12 protein-coding genes are annotated in these 15,117 nt (G+C 76.0%); 7 read left to right on the forward strand and 5 right to left on the reverse strand.

Annotated features, from left to right (window positions below):
* Nucleotides 1-98 precede the first annotated feature (98 nt).
* The 3 genes from treZ to ACI78R_RS15215 all read left to right on the forward strand — a co-directional run bounded on the left by treZ (nt 99) and on the right by ACI78R_RS15215 (nt 3,079).
* Nucleotides 99-1,850, forward strand: coding sequence for a malto-oligosyltrehalose trehalohydrolase (gene treZ, locus ACI78R_RS15205; RefSeq protein ID WP_457041320.1), 1,752 nt, complete (start codon nt 99-101; stop codon nt 1,848-1,850).
* Nucleotides 1,850-2,581, forward strand: a complete 732-nt coding sequence (locus ACI78R_RS15210) for a dihydrofolate reductase family protein (protein WP_457041321.1) — start codon at nt 1,850-1,852, stop codon at nt 2,579-2,581. The genes treZ and ACI78R_RS15210 overlap by 1 nt, the downstream gene beginning before the upstream one ends.
* A 135-nt stretch (nt 2,582-2,716) precedes the next feature.
* The gene (locus tag ACI78R_RS15215) at nt 2,717-3,079 is read left to right on the forward strand and encodes a peroxiredoxin (protein ID WP_457041322.1); all 363 of its coding nucleotides are present in this window, start codon (nt 2,717-2,719) and stop codon (nt 3,077-3,079) included.
* Here ACI78R_RS15215 and ACI78R_RS15220 read toward each other — a convergent pair.
* A complete protein-coding gene (locus ACI78R_RS15220; protein ID WP_457041323.1) occupies nt 3,069-5,627 on the reverse strand; it encodes an ATP-binding protein in 2,559 nt (852 codons plus the stop codon). The genes ACI78R_RS15215 and ACI78R_RS15220 overlap by 11 nt on opposite strands.
* A 34-nt stretch (nt 5,628-5,661) precedes the next feature.
* Entirely contained in the window at nt 5,662-7,173 is a 1,512-nt protein-coding gene (locus ACI78R_RS15225; RefSeq protein WP_457041324.1) for a serine/threonine protein kinase, read from the reverse strand.
* Nucleotides 7,174-7,262: 89 nt separating this feature from the next.
* Between ACI78R_RS15225 and ACI78R_RS15230 the strand changes: the two genes are divergently transcribed.
* From ACI78R_RS15230 to ACI78R_RS15240, 3 genes are read left to right on the forward strand one after another with little or no spacing between them, the layout of a single operon-like run.
* Entirely contained in the window at nt 7,263-8,330 is a 1,068-nt protein-coding gene (locus ACI78R_RS15230; RefSeq protein WP_457041325.1) for an ATP-dependent DNA ligase, read from the forward strand.
* 35 nt (nt 8,331-8,365) lie between these two features.
* Nucleotides 8,366-9,931: an alpha/beta hydrolase gene (locus ACI78R_RS15235; RefSeq protein WP_457041326.1), complete on the forward strand. Its 1,566-nt coding sequence runs from the start codon at nt 8,366-8,368 to the stop codon at nt 9,929-9,931.
* Nucleotides 9,932-9,957: 26 nt separating this feature from the next.
* On the forward strand, nt 9,958-11,025 hold the full coding sequence (locus ACI78R_RS15240) for a DNA polymerase domain-containing protein (protein WP_457041327.1): 1,068 nt from the start codon (nt 9,958-9,960) through the stop codon (nt 11,023-11,025).
* A 9-nt stretch (nt 11,026-11,034) separates the two neighbouring features.
* Here the strand turns inward: ACI78R_RS15240 and ACI78R_RS15245 are convergent, their stop codons facing one another.
* A complete protein-coding gene (locus tag ACI78R_RS15245) occupies nt 11,035-11,757 on the reverse strand; it encodes an SDR family oxidoreductase (RefSeq protein ID WP_073420323.1) in 723 nt (240 codons plus the stop codon).
* 82 nt (nt 11,758-11,839) lie between these two features.
* On the opposite strand from ACI78R_RS15245, the gene ACI78R_RS15250 reads away from it, so the two are divergent.
* The gene (locus tag ACI78R_RS15250; protein WP_457041328.1) at nt 11,840-12,397 is read left to right on the forward strand and encodes a TetR/AcrR family transcriptional regulator; all 558 of its coding nucleotides are present in this window, start codon (nt 11,840-11,842) and stop codon (nt 12,395-12,397) included.
* Between the two features lie 54 nt (nt 12,398-12,451).
* Here ACI78R_RS15250 and ACI78R_RS15255 read toward each other — a convergent pair whose 3' ends face one another.
* Nucleotides 12,452-13,990: an acyl-CoA synthetase gene (locus tag ACI78R_RS15255; RefSeq protein WP_457041329.1), complete on the reverse strand. Its 1,539-nt coding sequence runs from the start codon at nt 13,988-13,990 to the stop codon at nt 12,452-12,454.
* A complete protein-coding gene (locus ACI78R_RS15260; RefSeq protein WP_073420326.1) occupies nt 13,987-15,105 on the reverse strand; it encodes a DUF5938 domain-containing protein in 1,119 nt (372 codons plus the stop codon). Before ACI78R_RS15260 ends, ACI78R_RS15255 begins: the two co-directional genes overlap by 4 nt.
* Between the last annotated feature and the right edge of the window lie 12 nt (nt 15,106-15,117).

Genomic DNA, 15,117 nt, shown 5'->3' on the forward strand with positions numbered 1-15,117 from the left:
GGCGGCCGGGGCTCCCCCGGCCGCCGCACCGGTGGTTGGCGGGCCGCAGCGCGGGCAAGACGGTCCGGTCACCCCGCACCGCCCCTGGAGGTCCCCGCATGTCCGCACCCGTCGAGTTCGCCGTCTGGGCGCCTGTGCCCGAGCGGGTGCGCGTGCAGGTCGACGGTGCCGTGCACGACATGCGCCGCGACGAGCACGGCTGGTGGCGCGCGGAGGTCGAGGCCGGCCCCGACGCCGACTACGGCTTCCTGCTCGGCGACGACGACACCCCGCGTCCCGACCCGCGCGCGCGGCGGCAGCCCGCCGGCGTGCACGGCCTCTCCCGCCGGTTCGACCCGTCCGCGCACGCCTGGGGCGACGGCGCGTGGACCGGGCGCCCGCTGGCCGGCGGCGTCGTCTACGAGATGCACGTCGGCACGTTCACCCCGGAGGGCACGCTCGACTCGGCGATCGACCGGCTCGGCCACCTCGTCGACCTCGGTGTCGACTTCGTCGAGCTCCTGCCGGTGAACACCTTCGACGGCACCCACAACTGGGGCTACGACGGCGTGCTCTGGTACGCCGTGCAGGAGAGCTACGGCGGCCCGGCGGCCTACCAGCGGTTCGTCGACGCCTGCCACCAGCGCGGCCTCGGCGTCATCCAGGACGTCGTCTACAACCACCTCGGGCCGTCCGGGAACTACCTGCCGCTGTTCATGCCGATCTTCTCCGAGGGCGGCGCGAACACCTGGGGCGAGTCGGTGAACCTGTCGGGGCCGGACTCCGACGAGGTGCGCCGCTACATCCTGGACAACGCGCTGATGTGGCTGCGCGACATGCACGTCGACGGGCTGCGGCTCGACGCCGTCCACGCACTGGTGGACGAGCGGGCCACCCACGTGCTGGAGGAGATGGCACGCGAGGTCGAGGCGCTGTCGGTCGCGGTGCGCCGGCCGCTCACGCTCATCGCCGAGAGCGACCTCAACGACCCGCGCCTGGTCACCCCGCGCGTCGCGGGCGGCACCGGGATCGACGCCCAGTGGAGCGACGACCTGCACCACGCGCTGCACGCCACGCTGACCGGCGAGGGGCAGGGCTACTACCGCGACTTCGCCGAGGCCGGGCTCGGCGGCGTGGCCAAGACGCTCACCGGCGCGTTCTTCCACGACGGCGCCTGGTCGAGCTTCCGCCGCCGGCACCACGGCCGGCCGGTGGACACCGCCCGCCTGCCGGGCTGGAAGTTCCTCGGCTACCTGCAGGACCACGACCAGATCGGCAACCGCGCCGTCGGCGACCGGATCTCGGCCACCCTCTCCCCCGGCCTGCTCGCCGTCGGCGCCGCCCTGGTGCTGACCAGCCCGTTCACCCCGATGCTGTTCATGGGCGAGGAGTGGGGCGCGGCGACCCCGTGGCAGTTCTTCACCAGCCACACCGACCCCGACATCGGCCGGGCGACGGCGGAGGGCCGCAAGAGCGAGTTCGCCGGGCACGGCTGGGACGCCGACGAGGTGCCCGACCCGCAGGACCCGGAGACCTTCCGCCGCTCGAAGCTCGACTGGTCCGAGCCGGAGCGCGAGCCGCACGCCCGGCTGCTGGAGGTCCACCGCACGCTGCTCGCACTCCGGCGCGCGCACCCCGAGCTGGCCGACGCCGACCTGTCGGCGGTCGAGGTCGGCTGGGACGAGGACGACCGCGTGCTGGTCGTGCACCGCGGCTCGCTGCGGGTGGTGGCCAACCTGTCCGGCGAGGAGCAGGAGGTCGACCTCGACCGGACGGCGACCGGCGTGCTGTTCGCGACGTCCGGCGAGCCGGCGCTGGACGGGACGACGGTGACCCTGCCGGCCGAGAGCGCCGCGGTCCTCACCACCTGATGCGCCGCCTGCACCCGGACCCCGCGGGCGACCTGTCCGACGGCGACCTCGCCGACGCCTACCGGCTCCCGCCGGGCCGGTCGCTGCGGGTGGACTTCGTGACCTCCCTCGACGGCGCGATCGCCGTCGGCGGGCGGAGCGCGGGGCTCGGGTCGCCGGGGGACAAGGAGGTCTTCCGGACGCTGCGGGCACTCGCCGACGGCGTCCTGGTGGGTGCCGGCACGGCCACCGCGGAGGGCTACCGGCCGGTGGACGCCGACCCCGCCGTGGCCGCGCTGCGGTCGTCGCTCGGGCGGCCCGCCGGGGCGCCGGTGGTCGTGGTGTCGCGGCGGGCGTCGCTCGCCCCGGACGGCCGGCTGGCGGTGCCCTCGACGGTGCTGGTCACCTGCGCGGCGGCGCCCGCCGAGCGCCGGGCCGCGCTGGCCGCCGCCGGGGTGGACGTGCTCGTCTGCGGGGACGACGACGTCGACCTGCCGCTGGCGCTCGACGAGCTCGCCGGGCGCGGGCTCGAGCAGCTGGTGTGCGAGGGCGGGCCGGCGCTGCTGGCGGCCGCGCTGGAGGCGGGCGTCGTCGACGAGCTCGACCTCACCCTCTCCCCCGCGCTGGTCGGCGGCGAGGCGCGGCTGGTCGGGCCCGCGCTGTCCGACGTCGTCCGCCCGCGGCTGCTGCAGGTGCTGGAGGAGGACGGCGTCCTGTTCACCCGCTACGCGGTGGGCGCGGCCCGCACCTGACCGGCGGGGCGGCGCTCGCGTGGGGGTCCGCGGCGCTCAGATGGGCGCCCGGGACCCATGTCCGCAGGTCGGGGCGTCCCTAGCGTCGTCGCCGGACCCGCCACCCCGGGCGGGCCGCGACCCCAGGAGGACGTCATGGCCAAGGCCGTCGTCAGTCTCGCCACCGGTCTCGAGGACCCGGAGAAGGTCACCGTCGCGATGCTCATGGCCGTCGGCGCCGCCGAGACCGGCCGCGAGACGGTCGTGTTCGCGGCCAAGGAGGCCGTCCGGCTCGCCCTGGAGGGCACCGCGGTCGGCACCGCGTGCGCCGGGTGCCCGCCGCTGCCCTCGCTGATGGACCGCTTCCTCGCCGCGGGCGGCCGCTGGTTCGTCTGCCCGGTCTGCTTCGAGGCCAAGCAGCTCGACGCCGGGCGGCTGGTCAAGGGCGCCGAGCTGGCCGGCACCGTCCCGCTCTGGACGTGGATCGGCGACGAGGGCGCCACCACCTTCAGCTACTGAGCAGGCCCAGCTCCGCCGCCCGGCGGACCGCCTCCCGCCGGCCGCCGGCGCCGAGCCGGCCGAGGACCGCGGTGACGTGGTGCTCGGCCGTCCGCGGTGAGACGACCAGCCGCGCGGCGATCTCCGCGTTGCTCAGCCCCTCGGCCAGCAGCCGCAGCACCTCGGACTGCCGGGCGGTCAGCCCGGCCGGGTGGGCACGGGTGGTCCCCCGCCGCCCGTGCCGGACGGCGAGACCGAGCTCCCGCATCCGCCGGGTCACCCGCGCGGCCAGCGGCGCGGCGCCCAGCGCCCGCGCCGTCTCCAGCGCCTCGGCCAAGGCGTCCGCGTCGTCGAGGGAGGAGAGCCACAGCGCGCGGTCGTGCGGCCAGGCGAGGGCACCGAAGGCGTCGGCGGCGGCCCGGGGGTCCCCGGCCAGCAGGGCCGCGTGGGCGGGCGCGGCCGGGCCGGCGGCGTCGTGGCGCACCCCGGCGAGCGACGCCCAGGCCGCCAGCCGCCCGCCACCCCAGCCGGCGCCACCGGCCACCCGGGCCAGCTCGACGGCGCGGGCGGCGCGCGCGGTGGGCATCGGCCTCCCGCGGACGAGCGCGTCCTCGACCGCCAGCTCCAGAGCGGGCACGAGGCGCTGCAGCTCGCCGGTGCGGTCGGCCCGGGCCGCGACGTCGGCCAGCCGCTCGTCCGCGTCGGGGTCGCCGCGCCGCACCGCCCGCTCGGCCAGCAGCGTGCGGGCCAGCAGGTCGCTCACCGACCCGTCGCGGCCGGCCTCCGCGCGGGCGGCGGCCTCGACGTCCACCGGATCGCCGGCGCGCAGCCGCAGCCACGCCGTCGTGAGCCGGGCGTAGCCGCCGAGCGCGTCGACCTCGTGCGCCGCGGCGTGCGCGGCCGCCCGGTCGGCGGCCGCGCGGGCGGCGTCCGGCCGCAGCCACAGCAGCTGCGTCCAGGCCAGGTTGACCAGCGCGCGCACCGCCTCGTGGTGGTCACCGGCCGCCACGGCCGCCCGGTGCGCGTCCTCCAGGGTGGCCGTGGCGGTGGGGTCGGTCTGTGCCTCGACGGTCCCGGTGGTCACCCGCGCGTGCGCGGCGGTGGCGGCGTCGCCGAGCCGGTCGGCCAGCGCGGCCGCCCGCCGGCCCTCCGCGAGCGCCTCCTCCGCGCGGTCGCCCAGCATGGCCAGCTGCGCGACCGCGGCCCGGGCGCGCACCAGGTCGGCGGAGTCGCCGAGCGGCTCGAGCAGCGCGACCGCCGCCGCGGCCTCCCGGCGCGCGGCCGCGCCGTCCCCGGCGTACCAGTGCAGCCGCGACCGGACCCGCGCGCACCGGCCCAGCCCCCGCCGGTCGTCGGTGGCGCGGTGCGCGGCCGCGGCCGCGTCGACGGCCGCCAGCGCGTCGGGCACCTGCCCGGCCAGGTAGGCGGCGCCCGCCAGCTCCTCGGACAACGCCGCCCGCTCCGCGTCGGGCAGCGCCCCGGCCAGCGGCACCGCGCGGCGGTAGTGCGCGAACGCCTCGCGGGTGGCGCCCGCCGCCGCGGCGGACCGGGCGGCGGGCAGCGCGGCCGCGGCCAGGGCGGCGACGTCGCCGGCGGCCTCCGCGTGGTGCACGAGGTCGGCCGGGTCGGCGCCCAGCCGCTGCAGCGCGGCGAGGACGGCCGCCGACAGGCGGCGCCGGTCGGCGGCGGGGAGCGTCTCGGCGACGGCGGTGCGGGCGAGCTCGTGGCGGAAGGCGACCGCGTCCGGGCCGACGGTCAGCAGGCCGGCCCGCTCCGGTTCGGCGGCGGCCAGCGGCCACCCGGGGAGGACCGCGTCGAGGACACCGGTGCCCGCGCGGGCAGGGACGACCGACACGAGCTCGACCAGCGCCCGGGCTGCCGGGGAGAGGGCGGCGACGCGGCCGGTGACGGCGTCGCGCACCGACGGCGGCGGCGCCGTCGTGCCCGCGGCGGCCAGCTCGGTGACGTAGAAGGGGTTGCCGCCGGTGAGGGCGTGCACCCGCGCCGCGCCGTCGCCGACCTGCTCGCCGACGAGCTCGGCGACCGCCGCCTCCGACAGCGGCGCCAGCGGCAACCGGGCGACCGCCGCCGGCGGCAGGGTGGCGAGCGCCGACCGCAGCGGCGCCCCGCCGTCGGGCTCGGCGTCGCGGTAGGTGAGCACCAGGACGGCGGGCAGCCCCGTCACCCGCCGGCCGACCGTCCGCACGAGGTCGAGGGTCGCGTCGTCGGCCCAGTGCACGTCCTCGAGCACCAGCACGGTCGGCCGCGACAGCTCGGCGAGCAGCGCGTCCGCGACGTCGCCGCGACCGGCCAGCGCCACGGCCAGCGGGCCACCGACCTCGCGGGCGACGTCGCGCAGGGGCCCGAGCGGGCGCGGCGTGGCCAGGTCGTCGCAGCGGCCGGTGAGCACGCGGACACCGGGGACCCGGGCGGCCGGCCCGGTCACCAGCGCCGTCTTGCCGATGCCCGCCTCGCCGGTGACGAGCACGACGCCTCCGCGGCCGGCCGCCGCCGACCGCGCGGCCGCGGCGAGGGCGGCCGTCTGCTCCCCGCGCTCGAGCAGGCGCACGCCCGGACGCTAGCCCCCGCGGGCGCCGTCCCGGTCAGTCGTCGCCGCGGCCGCCCCGCCCGTTGCCGTTCCCGTTGCCGTTCCCGTTGCCGTTCCCGCGGCCGTTGCCGTTCCCGTTGTCCTCGTCCTCGTCCTCCTCCTCGGCGGGCGCCGGGGAGGGCGCCTCCGGTGCCGGCGCGGTGGTCGGCGGGGCGGGGGCCGGCGGCGGGGCGACGGCGTGCGTGACGGTGACGACCGTGCCGGGCGCCAGCGCGCCGACGGGGTCGAGGGTGATCACCTGGCCGTCGGGGACGTCGGCGGTGGTGACCGGGCGCAGCGTCACCTGGAGCCCGCGGGCGGTGAGCTCCTGCTGCACCTCGCCCACGGGGCGGCCGACGTGGTCGGCGGCGGTCACCGCGACCGTCGGGTCCGGGGCCGGTGCGGGTGCCGACGACGTGGTCGTCGGGGCCGCCGGGGTCGCGTCCCCGCCGTCGCCGGCGTTCGCGAGCACCACGCCGACGACGGTCAGCGCCGCGAGCAGCGCCCCGAGCGCGAGCAGGAGGCCCCGGCGGCGCCGGGGAGCCGATCCCGTCCCGGGTGCGGGGGTCGACGGGGCGGGCGGCGTCAGCACCCGGGTGGCCGGCGGCAGGACGGCGCCGCCCAGGACCGCGCCGCCCAGGACCGCGGTGTCGGCGCGCGCGAGGGCGGCCGCGCCGGCGGCGGGCCCGGGGACCGCGTCGAGCGCCGCACGCAGGGCGCCGCCGTCGGGGAAGCGGCGGGCCGGGTCCTTGTCCAGCGCCCGCTCGACCACCGCCCGCAGGCCCGCCGGGACCGTCTCCGGCAGGGGCGCGGGCTGGGCGTGCACCTGCATCAGCGCCACCTGCATGGGCGTCTCGCCGTCGAAGGGCAGCCGCCCGGTGAGGCACTGGTAGCCGACGAGGCCGAGGGAGTACACGTCGCTGGCCGGGGACGCGGGCAGGCCCGACACGAGCTCCGGCGCCATGTACTGCGCGGTGCCGATGACCTGCCCGGTGCCGGTGAGCGCGGCGCTGGCCGCCGACCGGGCGATGCCGAAGTCGGTGATCTTCACGGTGCCGTCGGCGGCGACCAGGACGTTGCCGGGCTTGACGTCGCGGTGCACGACGCCGGCCGCGTGCGCCGCGCCGAGGCCCGCCGCCGCGTCGCGGAGCAGCCGCGCCGCCTCCGCCGGATCGAGCGGGCCGCGGGTCAGCACGCCGGCCAGCGACTCGCCCTGCACCAGCTCCATGACCAGCCAGGCGACCGGCTCGCCGTCGGCGCCGTCGGCCCCCTCGCCGTAGTCGAACAGCGTGGCGATGTGCGGGTGCACCAGGCCGGCGGCGTGCTGCGCCTCGGCGCGGAACCGGGCGCGGAAGGTCGGGTCGCCGTTGAACTCGCCGCGGAGCACCTTGACCGCGACGTCGCGCCGCAGCAGCTCGTCGCGCCCGCGCCACACCTGCCCCATGCCGCCGGTCGCCAGCAGGGACAGGAGCGTGTACCGGCCGCCGAGCACCCGGCCGCCCGGCGCGGCGTCTGTCCCCTGCTGCATCCCCCGAGGATCCCGCACGCCCGGAGGGACCACCCGTCCGGTCGACGTCGTCCTGTGCCGTGTCGGGCCCCGCTGGTTGACTGACCTGCATGGACCTGCCCGTGCTGCCGCCGGTGAAACCGATGCTGGCGAAGGCGGCCACGAAGCTGCCCACCGCCGACGGCCTGTACTACGAGCCGAAGTGGGACGGGTTCCGCTGCATCGTCTTCCGCGACGGCGACGAGGTCGAGCTCGGCAGCCGCAACGAGCGCCCGCTGACCCGCTACTTCCCCGAGGTCGTGGCCGCGGTGAAGGAGGCGCTGCCGGAGCGCTGCGTCGTCGACGGCGAGATCGTCGTCCCGCAGGGCGACCGGCTGCACTTCGAGTCGCTGCTGCAGCGCATCCACCCGGCGAAGTCGCGGGTCGACCTGCTGGCCGAGCAGACGCCGGCCCACCTGGTCGCCTTCGACCTGCTGGCGGTCGGCGACGAGTCGCTGCTCGAGGTGCCGTTCGCGCAGCGGCGGGCACGGCTGGAGCAGGTGGTCACCGGCACCGACCGGGTGCACCTGACGGCGCTCACGCAGGACGCGGCCACCGCGCAGCGCTGGTTCGAGGAGTTCGAGGGCGCGGGCCTCGACGGCGTCGTCGCCAAGGCCCCCGACCTGCCCTACGGGCCCGACCAGCGGCTGATGACCAAGGTCAAGCACGTGCGCACCGCCGACTGCGTGGTCGCGGGCTTCCGCTGGCACAAGAGCGGGCCGATCGTCGGGTCGCTGCTGCTGGGCCTCTACGACGACGGCGGACTGCAGCACATCGGCGTCGCGGCGTCCTTCCCCATGGCCCGGCGCGCGGAGCTGGTCGAGGAACTGGCGCCCTACCGCGCCGACGCGCTCGACGGGCACCCGTGGCAGGACTGGGCCGACGCCGAGCTGCAGGAGAACGGCGAGCACCGCATGCCCGGCGCCCAGAGCCGCTGGAACGCGAAGAAGGACCTGTCCTGGGTGCCGCTGCGGCCGGAGCTGGTCGTGGAGGTCAAGTACGACCAGCTGGAGGGCCGGCGGCTGCGGCACACCGGGCAGTTCCTGCGCTGGCGGCCCGACCGGACGCCGGAGAGCTGCACCTACGACCAGCTCGACGTGCCGGTCCGCTACGCCCTCGCCGAGGTCTTCACCGGATGACCGGCACCCGCCCGTCCCGACCTACGGTGGAGGTCATGCGTCTGCGCCGCGGCATGCTCGCCGCCACGACCGGACTGCTCCTGGCGGTCACCGGGTGCACCTCCTTCTCCGAGTCCTCCGGCGGGAGCGACACGTCGTCGTCGGCGGCCTCGTCCACGCCGGCCGAGCCGGAGGCGGCGCCGATCACCTGGCAGGACTGCGACGCCGAGATCACCGACCTCGTCGCCGGCACGCCGGGCAGCGAGCGCGACCTGGCCTTCGAGTGCGGCCGCACCGAGGTGCCCATCGACCACGACGAGCCCGACGGCGCCACGCTGCCGCTGTTCCTCGTGCGGGCGACGCTCGCCGGCCAGACCGACCGGATCGGCTCGCTGCTGGTCAACCCGGGCGGGCCCGGCGGCTCCGGCGCGGACGCCGCGATCGGGCTGGCGCTGTCGATGCCCGAGGACGTGCTGCGCCGCTTCGACCTGGTCGGCTTCGACCCGCGCGGCGTGGGCCTGTCCACGGCCGTCGAGTGCATCCCGGCCGAGCTCAAGGACCGGTCGACCGCCGCCGAGCCGCGGCCGACGACGCAGGCGCAGCTCGACGAGGTGCTCGCCCTGGCCGACGAGGCAGCCGACGCCTGCGCCGACGAGTACGGCGACGCGCTGGGCACCTTCAACACCGTCGACACCGCCCGTGACATGGACCTGCTGCGGGAGGCGCTCGGCGACGAGCAGCTGAGCTACCTCGGCTACTCCTACGGCACCACGCTCGGCTCCACCTACGCCGAGCTGTTCCCGCAGAACGTCCGCGCGCTGGTGCTCGACGCCGTCGTCGACCCCGACGCCGACCCGCAGGAGAAGGCCGAGTCGCAGGCGGCCGGGCTCGAGGCGAGCTTCGACGCCTTCGCCGGCAACTGCACCGGCCTGGTGTCGGGCTGCCCGCTCGGCGGCGAACCGCGGCGCTTCCTCGACGAGCTGCTCGCCCAGGCCGCGGGCGCGCCGATCCCGAGCGCGCGGCCCGGCGAGACCCGGACGGCGACGCCCGGCGTGATCATGACGGCGGTGCTGGCGGCGCTCTACGACACCGCGTCGTGGCCGCAGCTGTCGCAGTCGCTGGCCGCCGCCCGCAACGGCGACGCCGCCGGCGTGTTCTCCCTGGCCGACTCCTACACCGGCCGGCTCGAGGACGGGTCCTACACCAACCTGACCGACGCGAACCTGGCCATCAACTGCGCCGACACCCCCGAGGACGAGACCTTCTCGGAGGAGGAGGTGCTGCAGCTCGCGCAGGACTGGTCGGCCCGCTACCCGCTGTTCGGCGCCGGCTCCGCCGCCGGCCTCTACACCTGCTCGACGTGGGAGGCCCCGCGCACCCCGCTGCCCGAGCGGGACGCCGAGGGCAGCGCGCCGATCCTGGTCGTGGGCAACACCGGCGACCCGGTGACCCCGCTGCCCGGCGCCGAGGACATGGCCGAGGACCTCACCGCGGGGTCGCTGCTGGTCTGGCAGGGGCAGGGCCACACGGCCTACCCGAAGACCGACTGCATCAGCGCCGCCGTCAACGCCTACCTCATCGACCTGACGGTGCCGCAGGACGGGCTCACGTGCCCGGCCTGACCCGTCCCGACCCGGGGAGCTGACGGGTGGCCAGCAGCAAGGACGCCGTCGTCCTGACCGTCGACGGGCACGAGGTGCGCGTCTCCAGCCCGGAGAAGCCGTACTTCGCCGAGCACGGGATCCGCAAGATCGACGTCGTCGAGTACTTCGTCGCCGTCGGCGAGGGGATCCTGTTCGCCCTGCGGGACCGTCCGACGACGCTCGAGCGCTGGCCCGGCGGGGTGTTCGAGGGCGCCCGGCTGTCGACCCGGATGGACAACACCGGCGACGCCTTCTACCAGAAGCGGGTGCCCAAGAACGCGCCCGAGTGGGTGCCGACGGCGCACATCACGTTCCCGAGCGGGCGGACGGCCGACGAGATCGCGCCCGACTCGGTCGCCGTCGTCGCGTGGTGCGCCAACCTCGGCACGCTGACCTTCCACCCCTGGCCGGTGGACAAGACCGACGTCGAGTCGCCGAACCAGATCCGCATCGACCTCGACCCGCAGCCGGGCACCGATTTCTCCGACGCCGTCCGGGTCGCCCCGCACGTGCGCGAGCTGCTGGCCGAGTTCGGCATGGAGGGCTGGCCGAAGACCTCCGGCGGGCGGGGCGTGCACATCTACGTGCCGATCCAGCCGCGGTGGACCTTCACCGACGTGCGCCGGGCGGTGATCGCGTTCGGCCGCGAGCTGGAGCGCCGCCTGCCCGACCGCGTGACGATGTCGTGGTGGAAGGAGGAGCGCGGCGAGAAGATCTTCATCGACTACAACCAGATGGCCCGGGACCGTACGATCGCCAGCGCCTACTCCATCCGGCCCAAGCCGCACGCGCCGGTGTCCGCGCCGCTGGACTGGGACGAGCTGCCCGACGTGCACCCCACCGACTTCACGGTGCTGACCATGCCGGAGCGGTTCCGCGCGGTCGGTGACAAGCACGCGGGCCTCGCCGGGCACGCCTTCGGCATCGAGCCGCTGCTCGAGCTCGCCGAGCGGCAGGCCACCGACCTCGGGCTCGGCGACATGCCCTATCCCCCCGACTACCCGAAGATGCCGGGCGAGCCGATGCGGGTGCAGCCGAGCCGCGCCCGGAAGCCCGAGTCCGCCGCCGACTGAGCCGGCTCCTCAGCGCGCCCCGAGGGCGGAGAACAGCCGGTCGTACCGCTGCTCCGGGTCCAGCGGGAGGCCGGCCTTGACGAAGCGCGCCCAGTCGTCGGCCAGCACCTCCTGCGCGCCCGACTCGACGGCGTCGAGGGCGGCACCGACCAGGACCGACGGCGCGATCTTCGGCGCCTGCAGGCCCCGGGCCATGTCGGTGTCGACCAGCCCCATGTGCACGCCCACGACGTGCGTGCCCTGGGCGGCGAGCTCGAGCCGGGTGCTGTCGGTCAGCATCCAGGCCGCCGCCTTCGAGGCGGCGTAGGCGCCGGAGCCCGGGGCGGTGAACCAGGACAGCGCCGAGACGACGTTGAGGACGGCCCCGCCCCCGTTCGCCCGGAGGACCGGGGCGAACGCGCGGGTCGTGAGCAGCGGGCCGTAGAAGTTGGTGTCCATCTCCCGCCGGATGGCCGCCTCGTCGCCGGTGACCAGCGCCGTGCCCGTGGAGATGCCCGCGTTGTTGACGAGGACCTGCACGTCGCCGGCCGCGCGGGCGGCGTCCTCGACCTGGCGCGGGTCGGTGACGTCGAGCTCGATGGGGTGGACCCCGTCCGCCGCCTGCACGGTGCGCACGTCGCGGGCGGCGGCGTAGACCTTCGCCGCCCCGCGCTCCCGGAGCCGGGCGACGAACTCCGCCCCGATGCCCCGGTTGGCCCCGGTGACCAGCACGACCGCACCCTGCAGCCTCATGACGTCCTCTTTCTGTAGCGATCACTATGGATTGCGGCGAGCGTAGCAGGTTCCATAGTGATCGCTACGTTATGATCGGGGAGTGGCTGGAAGACCGCGGAGCTTCGATCGCGACACGGCGCTGGCGGCCGCCGTCGAGCAGTTCTGGCGCTCGGGCTTCGAGGGCACCTCGATCGCGATGCTGACCGGGGCCATGGGGGTGACCCCGCCCAGCCTGTACGCCGCCTTCGGCGACAAGGAGACCCTGTTCGCGGAGGCCTCGGCCGAGTACTTCCGCCGCACGTGCGAGGGCGTCGACCGCGCGACCGCCCTCCCGACGGCGCGCGAGGCCGTCGCCCGGATGCTGGAGGACACCGCGCGGGCGCACACCGCCGCGTCGACACCGCCGGGCTGCCTGATGCTGACCGAGCCCCGCCTGGCCGCACAGCGGGCGGACGTGCACGAGCGGCTGCGACGCCGGCTCGACCAGGGGGTGCGGGACGGCGACCTCCCGGCGGGCACGCCGACCGACCGACTCGCCTCCTTCCTCGTCGCGGTCATGCGCGGCATGTCCGGCTGCGCCCGGGACGGGGGCACCACCGAGGACCTCCTGGCGATCGCCGAGACGGCGATGAGCGCGCTGCCGGCCCCACGGCGGTGACACGGCAGGGCCGGGACCCGCACCCGTCGGCGGGTCGGCCAGGCGGGTCGCGCCTCAGGCGAGCAGGCGGGCCCGGACGTCCGGCTTGAGCACCTTGCCGATCTTCGAGCGCGGCAGGTCCGGCCACACCTCCACCTGCTTCGGGGCCTTCACCGGGCCGATGCGGTCGCGGGCGAACGCGCGGAGCTCGCCGGGGTCGAGGTCGACACCGGGCCGGGCCTGCACGACGGCGACCACCCGCTCCCCCCACTTGTCGTCCGGGAGCCCCAGGACGGCGCAGTCCTGGACGCCGGGGTGCGTCATCAGGACCCGCTCCACCTCGGCCGAGTACACGTTGAACCCGCCGCTGATGATCATGTCCTTGGCCCGGTCCACCAGGTACAGCCAGCCGTCGTCGTCGAGGTAGCCGATGTCGCCGGTGTGGTGCCAGCCGAACCGGGCGGCCTCCGCCGTGGCGGCCGGGTCCCGGTGGTAGCCGTCCATCACGAGCGGCCCGCGGACCACGACCTCGCCCCGCTCCCCCGGCGGCAGCAGCCGGCCCTCGTCGTCCATGATCGCGACCCGGGTGAGCGGCGTGGGCCGGCCGGCCGAGTGCAGCCGCTCGCGGGCGACGCTGCCGTCGGGCCGGAAGTGGTCGGCGGGGGCCATGGTCGAGACCATCATCGGCGCCTCGGACTGGCCGAAGAGCTGGCCCATCACCGGCCCGATGCGCGTCAGCGCCTGCTCGAGCCGGTCCGCCGAGATCGGTGCGGCGCCGTACCAGAGGCACTGCAGCGACGAGAGGTCCGTCGCGTCGAGCTCGGGGCGCTCGAGCAGCATGTAGACGAGCGTGGGCGGCAGGAAGGCGTGGGTGACCCGGTGCCGCTCGACGAGCGCCAGGAACTCGCCGAGGTCGGGCCGCGGCATCACGACGACCTCGCCGCCCAGTGCCATCACCGGGAAGCAGAGCACCCCGGCGGCGTGGGTGAGCGGGGCCAGCGCGAGGTACCGCGGCCGCCCTCCGAACGGGTAGCTCATCAGGGTCAGCGCCGCCATCGCCTCCAGGTTGCGGCCGGTCAGCCGCACGCCCTTCGGCCGCCCCGTCGTCCCGCCGGTGCCGACGAGCAGGACGACGTCGTCGGGCGGCGACAGCCCCTCGTCGGGCAGTTCGACGTCGCCTCCGGCGTCGAGCCAGGCGTCCAGGGACGGGTCGCCGTCCCCGTCCCCGTCGAGGCAGACGAGGGTGGTCAGCGCGGGCAGCGCGTCGCGGACCTTGGCGACCAGCGGCGCGAAGGCGGCCTGGTAGAGCAGCACCGAGCACCCGAACAGGTCGAGCAGCTCGCGGTTCTCCTCGGCCTCGTTGCGCGGGTTGACCGGGCACCAGACCGCGCCGGCGCGGGCGATGCCGAAGACGCACGCGAACGCCGTCGGGTCGTTGGCCGACAGGACGGCGACCGTGTCGCCGGGGCGGGTGCCCGAGCGCACCAGCGCCCGGGCCACCCGCCGGCTGAACGCCTGCACCTCGCCGTAGGACGTCGACCGGCCGTCGACGGTCAGGCACGGAGCGCCGGCACCCAGGTCGGCGCCCTTGTCGAGGAAGGCGGTCAGGCTCATCGGTGCTCGGTCACCACCGGGTCGAGGACCAGGCCGAACTGGCGCAGCACGCCCAGCAGCTGCCGGTGACCGAACGCCTGGCAGCCGGAGGCGAAACCGGCCCGCAGCGGCGGCTGCTGGAGCAGTGACATCGCCGCCCAGGCCTGCAGGAGCCCGGTCTGCTTGTAGTTGCTGTTGCCGTGGATGACCACGTGCTTGCGCCCGAGCGGGCCGGAGGCGTGCACGGAGTCGACGGAGGTGTTCAGCCGCGGGTTCTCCCGGGGCGGCATCCCCGTCGACCAGGCCTTGGCGACCTCGGCGAGCGCGTCGTCCCACTGGTCGCGCGGCAGGGTCTTGATGTCGCTCTCCACCGCCGCGGTGGTGGCGACGACGGCCTCCATGACCGGCCGGTTCATCACGCCGCCCTGGACCTTGACGTTGGCGACCCGCGGGTCGTCCTTGAACCACACGGGGTGGCTGGTGCCGCCCCACGGCACGGTCAGGCCGAGCTCGTGCTGACCGGGCACGACGACGTCCCACCTCGACAGCGGGTCGAGCTTCACGTACTGGTTCTCGGCCAGGTGGAACCAGTCGGCCTTGAGGATGGTGAAGATCGTCTCGGTGGAGGCGTTGGTCGGGAACCCCTTCCAGAGCACCAGGACGTCGAGGGTGTCCAGGCCCGGGGTCTCCAGCGCGATCTGCGCGGCGATCTCGCCGGTGGTGTACATCTGCGCGATGCCCGGGGCGAGCAGCAGCCCCTTCTCCTGGTAGTCCGCCGCGAACCGCTCCCGGACCGCCATGACCCAGTCCTGCTCGCCCGTGGTGTCCAGGTAGTGCGCACCGGTGGCCAGGCACGCCTCGGCCACCTCGAACCCCAGCTTGATGAAGGGTCCGACGGTGTTGCAGACGACGCGCGCGCCGTCGAACAGCTCCGTCAGCGCCTCGACGGTGTGCTCCACCTCGACGATGTCGTACTCGGCGGTCTCGATCCCCGGGATCCTGCCGACCACCTCCTGCAGGAGGTCCTTGTTCCGCCCCGCGGCGACGAACGGGACGTTCAGCTCGCGCAGGTACTCGCAGATCAGCCGGCCGGTGTAGCCGGAGGCGCCGTAGACGACGACGGGCTTGGTGCTCATGGTCGGTTCCCC

The organism is Geodermatophilus sp. SYSU D01106, from assembly GCF_054049995.1.

Coding starts and splice junctions, on each gene's coding strand:
- treZ (WP_457041320.1), top strand. CDS start 99: ATGTCCGCACCCGTCGAGTTCGCCGTCTGGGCGCCTGTGCCCGAGCGG.
- ACI78R_RS15260 (WP_073420326.1), bottom strand. CDS start 15,105: ATGAGCACCAAGCCCGTCGTCGTCTACGGCGCCTCCGGCTACACCGGC.
- ACI78R_RS15215 (WP_457041322.1), top strand. CDS start 2,717: ATGGCCAAGGCCGTCGTCAGTCTCGCCACCGGTCTCGAGGACCCGGAG.
- ACI78R_RS15230 (WP_457041325.1), top strand. CDS start 7,263: ATGGACCTGCCCGTGCTGCCGCCGGTGAAACCGATGCTGGCGAAGGCG.
- ACI78R_RS15235 (WP_457041326.1), top strand. CDS start 8,366: ATGCGTCTGCGCCGCGGCATGCTCGCCGCCACGACCGGACTGCTCCTG.
- ACI78R_RS15255 (WP_457041329.1), bottom strand. CDS start 13,990: ATGAGCCTGACCGCCTTCCTCGACAAGGGCGCCGACCTGGGTGCCGGC.
- ACI78R_RS15245 (WP_073420323.1), bottom strand. CDS start 11,757: ATGAGGCTGCAGGGTGCGGTCGTGCTGGTCACCGGGGCCAACCGGGGC.
- ACI78R_RS15225 (WP_457041324.1), bottom strand. CDS start 7,173: ATGCAGCAGGGGACAGACGCCGCGCCGGGCGGCCGGGTGCTCGGCGGC.
- ACI78R_RS15210 (WP_457041321.1), top strand. CDS start 1,850: ATGCGCCGCCTGCACCCGGACCCCGCGGGCGACCTGTCCGACGGCGAC.